Source organism: Streptomyces sp. NPDC006385 (assembly GCF_040612485.1).
GTDB lineage: Bacteria > Actinomycetota > Actinomycetes > Streptomycetales > Streptomycetaceae > Streptomyces.
The window spans coordinates 162,613-178,789 of record NZ_JBEXQG010000003.1; the positions used below are offsets into that span (position 1 = coordinate 162,613).

Consider the following 16,177-nt stretch of genomic DNA (forward strand, 5'->3'; position numbering starts at 1 on the left):
TCAGTCGTCTTCGTTGTCGCCGAAGTCGGGGCGGACGTCCCGGGCTGCCATGATCTCGTCGTTGGAGGTGCCGGCGGCGACCATCGGCCACACCATCGCGTCCTCGTGGACGATGAAGTCGATGACGACCGGACGGTCGTTGATGGAGTTCGCCTCTTCGATGACCTTGTCGAGGTCCTCCGGCGACTCGCAGCGGATCGCGTAGCAGCCCATGGCCTCCGACAGCTTCACGAAGTCGGGGACGCGGGTGCCGGCGCTCGGCTGCTTGCCGTCGGCCTCGGGGCCGGAGTGCAGCACCGTGTTGGAGTAGCGCTGGTTGTAGAAGAGGGTCTGCCACTGGCGGACCATCCCGAGGGCGCCGTTGTTGATGACGGCGACCTTGATCGGGATGTTGTTCAGGGCGCAGGTGGTGAGCTCCTGGTTGGTCATCTGGAAGCAGCCGTCGCCGTCGATCGCCCAGACCGTCTTGTCCGGGGCTCCTGCCTTGGCGCCCATCGCGGCCGGGACCGCGTAGCCCATCGTCCCGGCGCCGCCGGAGTTCAGCCAGGTGGCGGGCTTGTCGTACTGGATGAAGTGCGCGGCCCACATCTGGTGCTGGCCGACGCCCGCCGCGAAGACCGTGCCCTGCGGGGCGAGTTGGCCGATGCGCTCGATGACCTGCTGCGGGGACAGGGAGCCGTCCTCGGGCTGGTCGTAGCCGAGCGGGTAGGTCTCGCGCCAGCGGGAGAGGTCCTTCCACCAGGCGCTGTAGTCGCCCTGGTGGCCCTCGGCGTGCTCCTTCTGGACGGCCTGGACCAGGTCGGCGATGACCTCGCGGGCGTCACCGACGATCGGCACGTCGGCGGCGCGGTTCTTGCCGATCTCGGCCGGGTCGATGTCGGCGTGGACGATCTTGGCGTAGGGGGCGAAGCTGTCCAGCTTGCCGGTGACGCGGTCGTCGAAGCGGGCTCCGAGGGCGACGATCAGGTCGGCCTTCTGCAGCGCGGTGACGGCGGTGACCGCACCGTGCATGCCCGGCATTCCCACGTGCAGCGGGTGGCTGTCGGGGAATGCGCCGAGCGCCATCAGGGTGGTGGTGACGGGCGCTCCGGTGAGTTCGGCGAGGACCTTCAGCTCGGCGGTGGCGCCGGACTTGATCACGCCGCCGCCGACGTAGAGGACGGGCCGCTTGGCGCTGGTGATCAGCTTGGCGGCCTCGCGGATCTGCTTGGCGTGCGGCTTGGTGACGGGCCGGTAGCCGGGCAGGTCCATGGTGGGCGGCCAGGAGAAGGTCGTCTTCGCCTGGAGGGCGTCCTTGGCGATGTCGACCAGGACCGGGCCGGGGCGGCCGGTGGCGGCGATGTGGAACGCCTGCGCGATGATCCGCGGGATGTCCTCGGCTTTGGTGACGAGGAAGTTGTGCTTGGTGATCGGCATGGTGATGCCGACGATGTCCGCCTCCTGGAAGGCGTCCGTGCCGATCGCCTTGGACGCCACCTGGCCGGTGATCGCCACGAGCGGCACCGAGTCCATGTGGGCGTCGGCGATCGGGGTGACCAGGTTGGTGGCGCCCGGGCCGGAGGTCGCCATGCAGACGCCGACCTTGCCGGTGGCCTGCGCGTAACCGGTGGCGGCGTGGCCGGCGCCCTGCTCGTGGCGGACCAGGACGTGGCGCACCTTGGTGGAGTCCATCAGCGGGTCGTACGCCGGAAGGATCGCACCGCCGGGAATGCCGAATACCGTGTCGGCGCCGACCTCCTCGAGCGAACGGATGAGGGACTGCGCACCCGTGACGTGCTCGGGGGCGGACTGGTGTCCTCCGGATCGGGGCCGCGGCTGCGGGTGAGGGGCCCCGGTGGCCTGCTCGGTCATCGGCATTCTCTTCTCGATGCTGAGGGTTTTTGCGAGGTTTGGGCGGAGTTTCAGTGCTGCACGACGGCTGCCTGTGCAACAAAAAACCCCTCGTGCCATAAGGCAAGCGAGGGGAGCGCGCCGGGTGTGGAGGCTGGGAGTTCCGGTTGTGTCCGGACGTCACCAGCTTCAGCCGACGCGCTTTCCAAGTACGAGAATTCGGGTGCGCATGGCACAGACCCTCCCCCCGGCACGCACTCACTGTCAAGTGGGTGGGACGGGAGTCTCATTATGTGAACGCAGGGCACTGCCGCCTCCGAGAACAGCGGGCACACCACTGGTGTACACCCCCGCACCCCTTTCCATGGGCTCTCTGACGCCACCGGCGAAGGCGGGCTCCACCGGACCGTGCGGCACCGGATAGCGGCCGGCGCCGAGCGCCCGGCGCAGCCGGTACTCGTCCAGCGGTCCGGAGAACGCCATGCCCTGCCCGTGCGTGCACCCCATCGCGCGCAGCGCGACGACCTGTTCCGGCAGGTCCACGCCATCCGCGACGGACTGCAGCCCGAGGTCGCCGGCGATCCGCAGCAGCCCACCGGTGATCTTGTGCAGCCGAGCGGACTCGACGACCCCCTCGACCAGACCCCGATCGAGCTTGAGCACGTCCACGGGAAGCCGGCGCAGGGCCGTGATCGCCGCGTAACCGCTGCCGAAGCCGTCCAGGGCGATCCGGACGCCGAGTCTGCGCAGGCCGCTCAGGCGGCGCTCCAGCTCGTCCAGCGAGACCCGGGGGTCGAGGTCGGACAGCTCGATGATCAGTGACCCGGACGGCAGCCCGTGCCGGGTCAGCAGCGCCTCGATCGAGCCGAGCGGCATCGACCGGTCCAGCAGCCGACGCGCCCCGATCCGCACGGCGACGGGTACGGCGAGCCCGGTCGCGGTGCGCTCGGCGGCCTGCTCCACGGCCTCCTCCAGCATCCAGCGGCCCAGCTCGGCGGTCTTGTCACTGTCCTCCGACACGCGCAGGAACTCGGCGGGCGTGAACAGCACCCCTTGCGAGGACCGCCACCGCGCCTGGGCGGCGACCGACGCGATCCGGCCGTCCGTCAGGCACACCACCGGCTGGTGCAGAAGGGCGAACTCGCCGTCGTGCAGCGCGGCCCGCAGACGTGTGGCCAGCTCCGCCTTGCGTACGACGTCCTGCTGCATCTGCGGCTTGTACAGCTCGACGCGGCCCTTGCCGCCCGCCTTGGCGCGGTACATGGCGAGGTCGGCGTTGCGCAGCAGCTCGCCCGCGCCGAGGCCCGGTTCGGCGAAGGCGACGCCGATGGAGGCGTTGACCCGGACATCGTTGCCGTCGATGAGGTACGGCTGCGACAGCGTCGCCCTGAGGCGGTCGGCGAGCTCCAGGATGTGTCGTTCGCGGGCGGTGCGGTCACGGGTGGTGTCCCCGACGATCAGGGCCGCGAACTCGTCGCCGCCCAGCCGGGACGCGGTGTCGCCCTGCCGGACCGCGTCCTGGAGTCTGCGGGCGGCCTGGACGAGCAGTTCGTCCCCGGCCTGGTGCCCGATCGTGTCGTTGACGCCCTTGAAGCCGTCGAGGTCGATGAAGAGAACGGCGGTGTTGCGCAGGGCGATGCCCCGGTCGGTGGACCGGCGGCCGGACAGGGCCTGCTGCACGCGCTTGGTGAACAGCGCGCGGTTGGGCAGGTCGGTGAGTGGATCGTGCTCGGCGTTGTGCTGGAGCTGCGCCTGCAGGCGCACTCGTTCGGTCACGTCCCGGCAGTTGAAGATGAGGCCGCCGTGGTGGCGGTTGACGGTCGACTCGACGTTGAGCCAGCCTCCCCCACTCTCGGCTTCGCTCGAGCGGGAGGTGCCCCCACCGCCGGACCGGAAGCGGCACTCGATGCGCGTAGTGGGTTCCTCGATCGGGCTGGCGGCGAGGAAGCGGCGCACCTCGTGCACCACGCAGCCCAGGTCCTCCGGGTGGATGAGATTGGCCAGTTCCGTGCCCACCAGCTCCTCGGCGGGGCGGCCGTAGACCCCGGCGGCGGCCGGGGAGACGTACCGGAGGATGCCGTTGGGCGCGGCGATCATGATCACGTCGCTGGAGCCCTGCACCAGGGAGCGGAAGTGGTTCTCCTTCTGCGCCAGTTCCTGGGTGAGGGTGATGTTGTCGAGCAGCATGATGCCCTGGCGCGCGACGAGGGCGAGCACGACGGTGCCGCCGGTGATGAGCACGACCCGGTCGACGCTGCGGCCGTTGAGGACGTTGTAGAGGATCCCCAGGGTGCACACGGCGGCGGCGAGGTACGGGGTGAGCGCGGCCAGGGAGCCGGCGATCGGCCGGGTGACCGGATACCGGCTGTGGTCACCTTGCTGGGCGGGGGTCTGGTGGTGGCTTCCGGCGCGCTGTCCGGGCACGTGCTCGTGCACCACGCGCGTGTGCCCCGTGCCGTGCCGGTCGCCCTCCTCCTGCCCGTGCCGGGGCGCGGCCCACGGGGCGTACGCCAGGAGCAGCGAGCCGGCGAACCAGCCCGCGTCGAGGAGCTGGCCGGATCGGTAGCTGTTGTGCAGCAGCGGCGAGGTGAACAGGGCGTCGCACATCACGGTCAGGGCGAGCGCGCCGATCGCGGTGTTGACCGCGGTGCGGTTCGCCGACGAACGCCTGAAGTGCAGCGCGAGCACCATGCTGACCAGGGCGATGTCCAGCAGCGGGTAGGCGAGCGAGAGCGCGGTGTGCGCCACGCTCTCCCCGCCGCTTGAGTCGATCTTGGCCGCCTGGGCGAGGGCGAGGCTCCACGCCAGCGTCAGCAGCGAGCCGCCGATCAGCCAGGCGTCCAGCCCGAGGCAGACCCAGCCGGCCTTCGTCACCGGCCGTTTGGCGAGTACCAGGAGTCCCACGATGGCGGGCGGCGCGAAGCACAGGAAGAACCCGTCGGCGTAGGAGGGGCTGGGCACGGGCCGCTCCAGGACGACCTCGTACCACCCCCAGACCAGGTTGCCGAGGGCCGCCATCGCGGAGGAGAGGGCGAACAGCAGCCAGGCGGGTCGAAAGCGGATATGGCGGCTGCGGGCGTAGCGGAAGCAGGACACGGCGGCGGCGCCGGCCGCGGCGGCCAACCCGAAGTCGCCCATGATCAGCGCGACTTGGTCCGAACCCCAGCCGAGCGCGGCGCCGATGGCGTATCCCGCGCACACCAGGGCCAGCACGAGCTGGGGGACGACTCCCGGGCCGCCGCCGGAGGACGGCAGACGGGGCAGCATCGCCGGCGGTGAGGGCTTTGCCCGCACCGCCGAGTCCAGGGTGGTCGTGGGGGGCGGCGGCGAGCTCACCGGGGCCTCCCGGTCCGCGCCGCTCCCGGGCCCCGGGGATCCCGGTGCGTCGGCTGCGCATGCCGCCTGCGGCTGCTGTGCCCGCGGGGGTGATGGCTGTGGCGGCAGCCATGGCCGCCTTGCCGGCCGCGTCTGCGCGCGGCCGTACACCAGGGTCGCCGGCGGCGGCCCCGCCGCGTCGGATCGCTCGTCCATAGGCCGTGCATCGCCCGTCGCCCCCCTCACACCTCTGCAATGTCCATCCCCGGCGCCGAACGTGCGCGGCGCAACCCCTGTCGGGACGATACACCAGTCTCGTCACTCAGGGACATAGTGCCTCTACGCTCCGTGACGACCAGCGCATATGCGAGTACGGACCGCTTCCGTGAGGTTGCGGAGGGTACTCGAAGCGGATGAAGGACACGGCGCGCGCGGCGAGCGGGACCCGTGCGCGCCGCTCAGCCGGTGAACGTCACACGCGCGTCTCGCCCGTCGTAAGGATCACGTTCCGCAGGGGCTCCCGGTTCACATGACGGTTCAACTGGTCCACCAGCAGCCTCTTGGCGCGCGGCAGGAACGCGGATGTCGGGCCGCCCACATGCGGGCTGATCAGCACGCCCGGCGCATGCCACAGGGGGTGTTCCCGGGGCAGCGGTTCGGGGTCGGTGACGTCCAGGGCGGCGGTGACGCGCCCGGTCTCCAGCTCGGCGAGCAGCGCCTTGGTGTCGACCACGGCTCCGCGGGCGACGTTGACCAGCAGCGCACCGTCCTTCATACGGGCGAGGAAGTCGGCGTTCACCAGGTGCCGGGTGGCGTCCGTCAGGGGCGTGGACAGGATGACCACGTCCGCTTCCGGGAGCAGGGCGGGCAGTTCGGTGAGCGGATGCACGAGTCCGCGCGCCGTGGTGCGCTCAGAGCGCGCGACGCGCGCCACCCGCGCCAGCTCAAAGGGCGCGAGCCTGTCCTCGATCGCGGCGCCGATCGAGCCGTATCCCACGATGAGGACGCTCTTGTCGGCCAGCGCGGGCCGGAAACCGCCGCGCCACTCCCCCTTGTCCTGGGCGCGTACGAAGTCGGGGACCCCGCGCAGCGAGGCGAGGATCAGCGTGAGGGTGAGCTCGGCGGTGCTCGCCTCGTGCACCCCGCGCGCGTTGCACAGCTTCACGCCCGGCCGCAGGTGCTTGAGGCCCGCCTCCACGTGGTCGATGCCGGCGGAGAGCGTCTGCACGACCTCCACCGAGCTCATCCGCGGAAGGGGACGCTGCCCGAGCTCGGGTGCCTTCATGTACGGCACGACGTAGAAGGCGCACTCGGCGGGGTCTGCGGGGAAGTCCTCGGCGCCGTCCCAGAAGCGGTAGCTCGGGCCCTCGGGAAGGCCCTCGATCTCTTCCGGCGGGATGGGCAGCCACACGTCAGCAGTCATGCTCAGGAGGCTATGTCAGGCGAACAGGAGTGCAGAGGTTAGGTTGGGGTGCCGGAAGAGGGAGGGTCACGGCCAGGTGGAGCGCAGGACGATCGGCGCGGCGGCACTCGCGGTGGGAGCCGTTGGGCTCGGGTGCATGCCGATGAGCTGGGCGTACAGCTCGTCGCGGCAGCGGGGCGAGCAGTCGGTCAGGGCGGTGCACCGGGCGCTCGACGTGGGCTCGACTCTGCTGGACACGGCCGACATGTACGGTCCGTTCACCAACGAGCTGCTGGTGGGGCGGGTGTTGAAGGAACGCCGCCAGGACGCGTTCGTGTCGACGAAGGTCGGTCTGCTGGTGGGCGAACAGCACATCGTGGCCAACGGCCGTCCCGGCTATGTGAAGCGGGCCTGCGATGCCTCGCTGCGCCGCCTCCAGACGGACGTGATCGACCTGTACCAACTGCACCGCGCGGACCCCGAGGTCCCCGTCGAGGAGACGTGGGGCGCGATGGCGGAGCTCGTACAGGCGGGAAAGGTACGGGCGTTGGGGCTGTGCGCGGTGGGCGCGCGCGGGGGCCGACGGTCCGGAACGCGCCTGCACGACGCGACGATCCGTCAGTTGCAGCGGGTGCAGCAGGTGTTCCCGGTGAGCGCCGTGCAGGCGGAGTTGTCGGTGTGGTCGCCGGAGGCGCTGGAGACGCTGCTGCCGTGGTGCGAGGCGCGCGGCGTCGGCTTCCTGGCCGCGATGCCCCTGGGCAACGGCTTCCTGACCGGCACCCTGACGCCCGGCGAGGGATTCGAACCGGACGACGTCCGCGCCCGGCACCCGCGCTTCACCGCGGAGATGATGGCGGCGAACCAGCCGATCGTGGTCGGCCTGCGCCGGATCGCGGCCCGGCACGGGGGCGGGGTCACGCCGGCGCAGGTGGCGCTGGCATGGGTGCTGGCGCAGGGGCGGCACGTCGTCGCGGTGCCCGGCACCAAGCGGGAACGCTGGGTGTCGGAGAACGCGGCGGCCCAGGGAGTGAGGCTGACCGCGGAGGACCTGGCCGAGGTGGCGGAGCTGCCGAGGGCGCAAGAATCCTGGGACTGACGTCGGCCCGGCGCGAGGCCGAAACCGGCCGGGAATCCGGACGGTGTTGATTCAAGGTTCATGGATCGGGAACCTGTGGGGCGCGAGCGGTGTAAGAACAGTAGTACCCGCCGCGTCGAAGGGACCATGATCGTGCAACGTCGAGTGGTGACGGCCGTGATGGCCGCGGCCGCACTCCTGCTCACGGCCGGCTGTTCCTCCGACGACGGAGGCTCACCGGGTGAGGGCGGGGCCGCGGCACCGAGCAGTACCACCGGGTCGTCGTCGACCGGGAAGGCGCCCGAGCAGACCCCGCCCGCGCAGGGCTCGGTCAAGGTCGTGCGCACGGTCGCCGAGGGCCTGAACACCCCTTGGGGCCTGGCCCCGCTCCCCGACGGCGATCTGCTCGTCTCCTCCCGCGACGACGCCACGATCACACGGGTCGACGGGAAGACGGGCAAGAAGACCGAGCTGGGCGAGGTGCCAGGGGTCTCCCCGGCGGGCGAGGGCGGCCTCATGGGCCTGGCCCTGTCGCCGGACTACGCCTCGGACCACATGGTCTACGCGTACTTCACCTCGGCCTCGGACAACCGCATCGTCCGCATGATCTACGACGAGCAGAAGCCGTCCGGCGAACAGTTGGGCGCGCCCGACACGATCTTCAGGGGCATCCCCAAGGGCTTCGTCCACAACGGCGGCCGGATCGCCTTCGGCCCGGACAAGATGCTGTACGCGGGCACGGGCGAGAGCGGCGACACGGGCCTGTCCCAGGACAAGGACTCCACCGGCGGCAAGATCCTGCGCCTGACACCGGAGGGCGAACCGGCCCCCGGCAACCCCTTCCCCGACTCCCCCGTGTACTCGTACGGCCACCGCAACGTCCAGGGCCTGGCCTGGGACTCCGAACAGCGTCTGTTCGCCGCGGAGTTCGGCCAGGACACCTGGGACGAGCTCAACGCGATCAAGCCGGGCGGCAACTACGGCTGGCCCGAGGCCGAGGGCAAGTCCGACAACGCCGAGTACCTCAACCCCCTGGCCCAGTGGGGCACCGACGACGCCTCCCCCAGCGGCATCGCCTACGCCGAGGGCTCCGTCTGGATGGCGGGCCTGAAGGGGCAGCGTCTGTGGCGGGTCCCGCTGAAGGGCACGGAGGCGTCGGCGGATCCGCAGGCGTTCCTGGAGGGCGAGTACGGCCGACTGCGCACGGTCGTCCCGGCGGGCGGCGACAAGCTGTGGGTGACGACCAGCAACACGGACGGGCGCGGCAATCCGAAGGACGGGGACGACCGGATTCTGGAGGTGCAGGTGAGCTGAGCGGCCCTCACTCCTCCCCGTCCGTCTCCTCCCGGCCGCCGTCCTCCGCCGACGGCTCGGGCGCCCGCACGACGACCTTCCCGGACGCCAGGTCTATCGGCCCGCGCCCGGGGTCGTTGTCCCCGACGTCCTCGCGGGTCAGTTCCAAGCGCTTGTTCTCGTCGCGGGTGTGCTTGCGGCCCGGGGCGAAGAGTTCTTCGAACGCGTTGAACACAGGACCTCCCTGGACCGGCTCCCTTACAGCGTAAGCCTCAGCTTCTCGTTCCCGATATGAGCGATTCGGCCGGGAACAACCCCATCCGATGCGCCACCGCCGCCGCCTCCCCTCTCCCTGAGACGCCGAGCTTGCCCAGGATGTTCGACACGTGGACGCTCGCCGTCTTCGGGGAGATGAACAGCTCCTCGGCGATCTGGCGGTTGGTGCGGCCGGCGGAGACCAGGCGCAGGACGTCCCATTCCCGGCTGGTGAGGCCCAGGGAGTCGGCCGGGTCGGCCGGGGGCGGGGCCGCCGTGAGGGTGAGGCGGGCTCTCTGGGCCAGCTGGGCCGTGGCATCGGCGAGGGGGCGGGCGCCCAGGTGGGTGGCGGTGGCGCGGGTCAGGCGGAGCAGTTCCGTGGCGCGGGTGCGCTCGTCCTCGCCGCCGGCCGCGAGCAGCGCCTCGGCCAGGCGGTGACGGACGCGGGCGAGGTCGTAGGGGCGCTCCAGGGCTTCGAAGGCGGTGATCACGTCCGACCAGGTGTCCGGGGTGGCCCGGTTCTCCGCCCGGTCGAGTTCGGCTCGGGTCCACTTCTCGTAGGCCAGCCACAGGGGTGCGCCCGTGGTGAGCTTGCGGACGGCCTCGAAGATCCGTTCAAGGAAGGCGGCGCGGCCCTCCTGCGCGGCGCGCGGTGCTTGGTCGGCGGCGTCGGACTCGGCGACGGCGGCGGCCAGCAGCAGCGGCCACGCGTAGCGCTGGGTGCCGGGCGGGAAGCCGGTGCTCAGGGCCCGGTCGGCCTCGGTACGGGCGTCCAGGAGTCGGCCCTCGGCGGCGGCTATGCCGATGGCGAGGGCGGACATCCGCAGGTCGTTCTGCGGCATGGGGTCGTGTGTGCCGTAGGAGGCGCGGCTGGTGGCCAGCAGGCGGGCCGCCTCGGCGATCTCGCCGCGGGCGAGTGCGAGGTGGGCGAGATTGTTGGAGCCTCCGCCGCGCGGCTTCGCGGACTGGCCTGTCTGCTGCGCGTTGAGGGCCGCCTCGGTGGCCTCGTCCCAGCGGCCCAGCGAGATCAGTGACTTGGCGAGGTTCGTCCAGACCCAGGCTTCGGAGTCGCGCAGGCCCCACTCCTGGGTGAGCCGCAGGCCCTCACGCAGGATGCCGACGGCCTCCTGGGAGCGGCCGATGCCTTCCAGGACGGAGGGCAGGTTGACATGGCTGCGGCCCACCAGCGCGGTCAGGCCGCGGGCCACGACTTCGTTCTTGGCCTCGTACATCTGGGCCAGTCCGGCCTCGATCTGCCCGGCGTCGACCATGAGCTGGCCGAGCGTGAGGCGCGCGTTCAGTTCGATGTCCTCGGCGCCCACCATGCGCGCGTACTCGACGGCGCGCTCGGCGGCGGACAGGGCGTCCGGTCCGGGCCGGCGCAGCATCGACCAGTTGGCCACATGGGCCAGCACCTCGGCGTGCACCTCGGAGGGCGGCAGACCGCGCACCAGCTCCTGGGCGGTGCCGAGTTCCTGCCAGCCGTCGCCGCGGGCCTGTGCCTGGACCAGTCGGGAGCGCTGGACCCAGAACCAGGCGGCGCGCAACGGGTCGCCGCCCTCGTCCGCCAGGAGGTGCAGGGCCCGCTTGGTGATCTTCAGGGCGCGTTCTCGCTCCCCGCACAGCCGTCCGGCCACGGCGGCCTCGGCCATGAGGTCCAGGTAGCGCAGGGGCGTGGTCTGCGGGTCGCAGCCGCAGGGAGGGTAGACCTCGGTGTGATCGACGGGGCGCAGCCTCGCCCGTACGTCCTCGGGGGTGGCGTCCCACAGCTCCATCGCGCGTTCCAGCAGCCGCAGTTGTTCGGCGGGGGCGTGTCGGCGCCGGGCGGTGGCGGAGGCGTCCAGGACGGCGGGCAGGGCCTTGGCCGGGTCGTGGGCGTGGTACCAGTAGCTGGCCAGGCGCGTGACGCGCTCGTCGGCCGGGACGAGCGTCGGATCGGCCTCCAGGGCTTCGGCGTAGCGGCGGTTGAGGCGGGAGCGCTCGCCGGGCAGCAGGTCGTCGCCGACGGCCTCGCGGACCAGGGAGTGCCGGAAGCGGTAGCCGTCGCCGGAGGGCGCGGCGATGAGGATGTTGGCGTTCACGGCCGCCCGCAGCGCCTCGATGAGGTCGTCCTCGGCGAGCCGGGCGACGGCCGCGAGCAGTCGGTACTCGACGGTGGAGCCGCCCTCGGCGACGATCCGGGCGACCCGCTGGGCGCTCTCGGGCAGGCCCTCGACGCGGACCAGCAGCAGGTCGCGCAGGGAGTCGGTGAGGCCGGTGCAGGAGCCCTCGTGGGCGGCGACGGCGAGTTCCTCGACGAAGAAGGCGTTGCCGTCGGAGCGTTCGAAGATCTCGTCGACCTGGGCCGGGTCGGGTTCGGCGGCGAGAATGCCGGCGATCTGACGGCCGACCTCGGCGCGGTTGAAGCGGCCGAGCTCGATCCGGCGGACGGTGCGCACGCGGTCGAGTTCGGCGAGGAGCGGGCGCAGCGGGTGGCGGCGGTGGATGTCGTCGGAGCGGTAGGTGGCCAGGACGACGAGGCGGCCGGTGCGCAGGGTGCGGAAGAGGTAGGCGAGGAGGTGGCGGGTGGAGGCGTCGGCCCAGTGCAGGTCCTCCAGGGCGACGACGACCGTGCGGGCGGCGGCGACGCGCTCCAGGAGGCGGGCGGTGAGTTCGAAGAGGCGGGCCATGCCCTCCTCGTCCGACCGGTCGGCGGTCGCCTCACCCAACTCCGGCAGCAGCCGGGCCAGTTCCTCCTCCTGCCCGGCGGCCGCGGCGGACAGTTCGTCGGGCAGTTCGCGGCGCAGGGCGCGCAGCGCGGTGGAGAACGGGGCGAACGGCAGCCCGTCGGCGCCGATCTCGACACAGCCGCCGAGCGCGACGACGGCGCCCGCGCGGGCGGCGGCGCCGGCGAACTCCTCGACGAGGCGGGTCTTGCCGACGCCGGCCTCGCCGCCGATCACCAGCGCCTGCGGCTCGCCTCCGGCGGCACGGGTGAGGGCGTCGGTCAGCGTCTCCAACTCGGGTGCGCGGCCGACGAACACGGGACTTACGGACCTGGTCTCCACGGGTGCGAGCATCGCATGCACCGCTGCCGGTCCGGCAAACGCCGGACCGGCTGGATCCGGCAGCCCGGCACGGCCCGTCACGCGGCGCGCGCGTGCCGATGCCGCCGAAGGCGCGACGTATGCGCCTCCGCTTCCCCCGCGCCCTCCGCGGATCGTTGCGCGGCCTCCCGGCGCGCGGCGCGGCGGACGCGGACGGCCTCGCGGACCAGGCGCTCGTGCTCGGCCCGGCGGATCAGCTCGGCGGAACGGAAGTGGTGGAACTCGTACTCGCACATGGCAGATCCCTTGTTCTTCCTGGTGAGAGCCGGGTTTCGGCTTCGCTTGCCAGCGATGCCTCCACCTTCGTCTCCCAGGCGGGTCCGCCACATCGGGAGAGTTCCGCATCTTCGGCGGTGGGCCGGGGCCTCAGACGCGCGTAAGGGGCCTCAGGGCGCCGTCCAAGGTGCTTACGGCGGCCCTGAGGCCCCTCGGGGACCTGCGGTGACTCAGCTCGCCGAGGGCAGGCTGAGCAAGGCGTCGGTGTACTTGAGCACGGCCAGCAGCAGACCGATGACGCCGAGCGCTACGCCGCCCCAGGCGACCGACTTGATCCACGCGGCCTGCGGCCTGCCGGGCGCCCCGAAGGCCGGGCGGGCCAGCACCACGACGCCGACGATCAGCGCGGCCAGCGCGAACAGGCCGGCCCACAGGGCGGAGGTCTGCCAGGCGTCGCCGTAGACCTCCTTGATCTGCTGGGCGACACCGGCGTTCGAGGCGGTCTCCAGCTGGCCGATGAGGGTCTCGCGCGCGGCGGCGACCGTACCGATCCAGCCGCCGGTCAGGGAGACGAGTCCGAGCGCCGCGGAGACGACCGCGCCCGCGCCCTGGCCGACGCCGGAGGGGCCCTCTTGCGTGGCCTGAGCGGTCACCTCGTCCTCGGCCTCGGCCTCGTCGTGCTCCGTCACCTCGTCGGCGGCGGTGGCATCGGCGTCGGTCGTCTTGGTGACGTCCACCTTCTCCTCGTCGGTCTTCACCTTGGTGCCGGTGTCGGCGCCGGTCTCGTCCACTGTCTTCGTTCCCATGCCTCGCACCGTACGGACGCTGTCTGAGAGGTTGCTTAACGATCGCTGTGAGCGGCACGCGCGCGTGCCGCACGCCACTCGGGGGCCAGGATCGACCACACCTCGAGGTCGTGCCGCACCCCACGATAGGGGTAGCTCTCCCGTCGCACGCCCTCACGGGTCATGCCGAGGCGCCGTGCCACGTTCAGGCTCGGCGTGTTCCCGGCCGAGGCGATCCACTCGACGCGGTGGATGCCGCGCTGCTCGACCGCGAAGTCGACGAGCACGCGCACCGCGCGCGTGACGAGCCCTCGCCCGGTGCCGGCGGGCTCCAGCCAGCAGCCGACCTCACAGTTGGCGCTCTCGGCGTCGAAGTTGAGGAAGAGAACGCCGCCCACCAGCTTCCCCTCCAGCCACAGGCCGTGCAGGGACCCGGTGTCGGCGGCGCGCATGTCGGCGTACCGCTGGAGCACCTCCCGCGCGGAGTCCACGTCCGTGGCCTTGGAGCCGAAGGGGACGTACTGGTTGATGAAGTCCCGCCCCCGCTCCAGGTGGGCCAGGAACTCCTCGGCGTGCCAGGGCTCCAGAGGCCGCAGCTCCGCTCCGTCGTCACCCAGCGATATCGCGTACATCCCGCTGTCGCCCCTCCTCCGCCAGCACGTCCGCCACCTCGGCGTCCGTCGCGGCGGCCAGCCTCTCATGGGCGGCACGGGACTCGGGCGGCTCGATGCTGATGCGGGGCATGCGCTTGTCGAGCCAGCGCGGCAGCCACCAGTTGGCGCCGCCGAGCATGTGCATCAGGGCGGGGACGAGGAGCGTACGCAGCACGAAGGCGTCCAGGGCGACGGCTGCGGCGAGGGCGATGCCGAACATGGCGATCACGCGGTCGCCGCTGAGGACGAAGGCGAGGAACACCGAGATCATGATGACCGCGGCGGAGTTGATCACCCGGCTGGTCTCGGCGAGGCCGACCCGGACGGCCCGCCGGTTGTCGCCGGTCTCCAGCCACTCCTCGTACATCCGGCTGACCAGGAAGACCTGGTAGTCCATGGAGAGGCCGAACAACACCGACACCATGATGACCGGCAGGAAGGGCTCGATCGGGCCCGCGCGGCCCAGCCCCAGCAGCTCGCTCCCCCAGCCCCACTGGAAGATCGCCACGACGATGCCGAAGGCGGCGGCGACGGCGGCGACGTTCATGACGGCGGCCTTGAGCGGGATGCCGACGGACCGGAAGGCGAGCAGGAGCAGCAGACAGCCCAGGCCGACCACGACACCGACGAACAGCGGCAGCTTGCCGACGATCACATCGGCGAAGTCGTCGTAGCCGGCCGTCATGCCGCCGACGTGCACATCGAGCGAGGTGCCGGTCTCGGCGCGCGGCAGGACCTCGGAGCGCAGCCGGTCGACGAGGTCACTGGTCTGCTGCGACTGCGGGGAGGACTCCGGTACGACGGTGAGATACGCGATGTCGCCGCCGGCGTCGAACGTCACCGGGGTCACCGACGCGATGCCCTCGGTGGTGCGCAGGGTGGCGTCGAGGTTGTCGAGGGCGAGCTTGTCGTCACCGCCGTCGACCTCGGTGACCAGGGTGAGCGGGCCGTTCACGCCGGGTCCGAAACCGTCGGCGAGGAGGTCGTAGGCCTGGCGGGTGGTCGAGGACTCGGGGTTGTTGCCCTGGTCGGAGGTGCCCAGGCGCAGGCCGAGGGTGGGCAGCGCGAGGACCGTGATGACGGCCAGGGCGATCGCGCCGAGTGCCTTGGGATGGCGCTCCACGAACGCCGACCAGCGGGCGGCGAACCCGGTCGGCAGCTCCGGCTCGGGCCCGTGCTCCGCCAGCCGGCGCCGCTCGCGGCGGCTCAGGGCGCGCATGCCGATGAAGGACAGCAGGGCGGGCAGCAGGGTCACCGAGGCCGCCACGGTCAGGACCACGGTCAGCGACGCGGCGATCGCGACGCCGTTGAGGAAGCCGAGCCGGAGGATCAGCATTCCCAGCAGGGCTATGCACACCGTGGCGCCCGCGAACACCACGGCCCGTCCGGTGGTCGCCACGGCGTTGGTGATCGACTCGGTGACGGACAGCCCGCGCTTGAGTCCGCGCCGGTGTCTGGTGACGATGAACAGCGCGTAGTCGATGCCGACGCCGAGCCCGATGAGCATGCCGAGCATGGGCGCGAAGTCGGCGACGGTCATGGCGTGCCCGAGCAGCGCGATCCCCGCGTACGCGGTGCCGACACCGATCAGCGCGGTGGCGATGGGCAGCAGCGAGGCGGCGAGCGATCCGAAGGCGAGGAACAGCACCACCGCGGCGACGGCCACGCCGACGACCTCGGCGAGGTGCCCGCCCGGCGACTCGGTGAGCCCGACGGCGCTGCCGCCCAGCTCCACCCGGAGCCCGTCGGCCTCGGCGGCCTCGGCCGTGCTGACGACGGCCTGCGCCTCGCCCTTGTCGAGGTTCTCGGCGCCGGTGTCGAAGGTGACGGTGGCGTACGCCGTGCGCCCGTCCGCGCTGATCTGTGCGGCGCCCTGCTTGTCGTACGGGCTGCCCACGGCCGCGACGCCGGGCAGGTCCGCGATGGTGTCCAGGGTGCGCGTCATGGTCTGCTCGACGTCGGCGGCGCGGACGGTGCCGGACGTGGTGTGCCAGACGACGGTGTCGCTGTCGCCGCCGAGGCCGGGGAAGCCGTCCTTCAGGAGCTGGGTGGCGCGGCCGGACTCGGTGCCGGGGACTTCGTAGTCGTTCGAGTACGCGGTGCCCGTCACGACGGCGGCCGCGCTCACCCCGCCGAAGGCGAGCAGCCAGAGCAGTACGGCGACGAGACGCCGTTGGACACACCAGCGTGCAAGAGCTGCCACGAACGTGCTCCCGGGGCGATTTATGGATCTTTGATCGGGAACCGTCGTCCGTGAAGTGAACAGC

The 16,177-nt window shown here is 71.8% G+C and carries 11 protein-coding genes; 2 read left to right on the forward strand and 9 right to left on the reverse strand.

Going from position 1 to position 16,177, the window contains the following annotated elements:
• The 3 genes from ABZ078_RS03425 to ABZ078_RS03435 form a co-directional block, all read right to left on the reverse strand.
• Complete coding sequence (locus ABZ078_RS03425) at nucleotides 1-1,857, reverse strand: acetolactate synthase large subunit (RefSeq protein WP_356571138.1); 1,857 nt, start codon at nucleotides 1,855-1,857, stop codon at nucleotides 1-3.
• A 237-nt stretch (nucleotides 1,858-2,094) separates the two neighbouring features.
• Nucleotides 2,095-5,166: an EAL domain-containing protein gene (locus ABZ078_RS03430; RefSeq protein WP_356571140.1), complete on the reverse strand. Its 3,072-nt coding sequence runs from the start codon at nucleotides 5,164-5,166 to the stop codon at nucleotides 2,095-2,097.
• 451 nt (nucleotides 5,167-5,617) lie between these two features.
• Nucleotides 5,618-6,568: a 2-hydroxyacid dehydrogenase gene (locus tag ABZ078_RS03435; RefSeq protein ID WP_356571142.1), complete on the reverse strand. Its 951-nt coding sequence runs from the start codon at nucleotides 6,566-6,568 to the stop codon at nucleotides 5,618-5,620.
• A 76-nt stretch (nucleotides 6,569-6,644) separates the two neighbouring features.
• Here ABZ078_RS03435 and ABZ078_RS03440 point away from each other — a divergent pair, with 76 nt between their 5' ends.
• Nucleotides 6,645-7,643 carry an aldo/keto reductase gene (locus tag ABZ078_RS03440; protein ID WP_356571144.1) on the forward strand — a complete coding sequence of 333 codons (999 nt, stop codon included), beginning with the start codon at nucleotides 6,645-6,647 and terminating at the stop codon, nucleotides 7,641-7,643.
• Nucleotides 7,644-7,769: 126 nt separating this feature from the next.
• Nucleotides 7,770-8,936, forward strand: a complete 1,167-nt coding sequence (locus tag ABZ078_RS03445) for a PQQ-dependent sugar dehydrogenase (protein ID WP_356571146.1) — start codon at nucleotides 7,770-7,772, stop codon at nucleotides 8,934-8,936.
• Nucleotides 8,937-8,943: 7 nt separating this feature from the next.
• Here ABZ078_RS03445 and ABZ078_RS03450 read toward each other — a convergent pair whose 3' ends face one another.
• From ABZ078_RS03450 to ABZ078_RS03475, 6 genes are all read right to left on the reverse strand, one after another.
• On the reverse strand, nucleotides 8,944-9,150 hold the full coding sequence (locus ABZ078_RS03450; RefSeq protein ID WP_356571148.1) for a DUF6191 domain-containing protein: 207 nt from the start codon (nucleotides 9,148-9,150) through the stop codon (nucleotides 8,944-8,946).
• A 37-nt stretch (nucleotides 9,151-9,187) separates the two neighbouring features.
• A complete protein-coding gene (locus ABZ078_RS03455; protein WP_356571150.1) occupies nucleotides 9,188-12,229 on the reverse strand; it encodes an AAA family ATPase in 3,042 nt (1,013 codons plus the stop codon).
• 65 nt (nucleotides 12,230-12,294) lie between these two features.
• Nucleotides 12,295-12,492, reverse strand: a complete 198-nt coding sequence (locus ABZ078_RS03460) for a hypothetical protein (protein WP_356571152.1) — start codon at nucleotides 12,490-12,492, stop codon at nucleotides 12,295-12,297.
• 210 nt (nucleotides 12,493-12,702) lie between these two features.
• Entirely contained in the window at nucleotides 12,703-13,278 is a 576-nt protein-coding gene (locus tag ABZ078_RS03465; protein ID WP_356571154.1) for a hypothetical protein, read from the reverse strand.
• A 35-nt stretch (nucleotides 13,279-13,313) separates the two neighbouring features.
• Nucleotides 13,314-13,889: a GNAT family protein gene (locus ABZ078_RS03470; protein ID WP_356571156.1), complete on the reverse strand. Its 576-nt coding sequence runs from the start codon at nucleotides 13,887-13,889 to the stop codon at nucleotides 13,314-13,316.
• Nucleotides 13,867-16,113, reverse strand: coding sequence for an MMPL family transporter (locus ABZ078_RS03475; protein ID WP_356571158.1), 2,247 nt, complete (start codon nucleotides 16,111-16,113; stop codon nucleotides 13,867-13,869). Before ABZ078_RS03475 ends, ABZ078_RS03470 begins: the two co-directional genes overlap by 23 nt.
• Nucleotides 16,114-16,177: the final 64 nt, after the last annotated feature.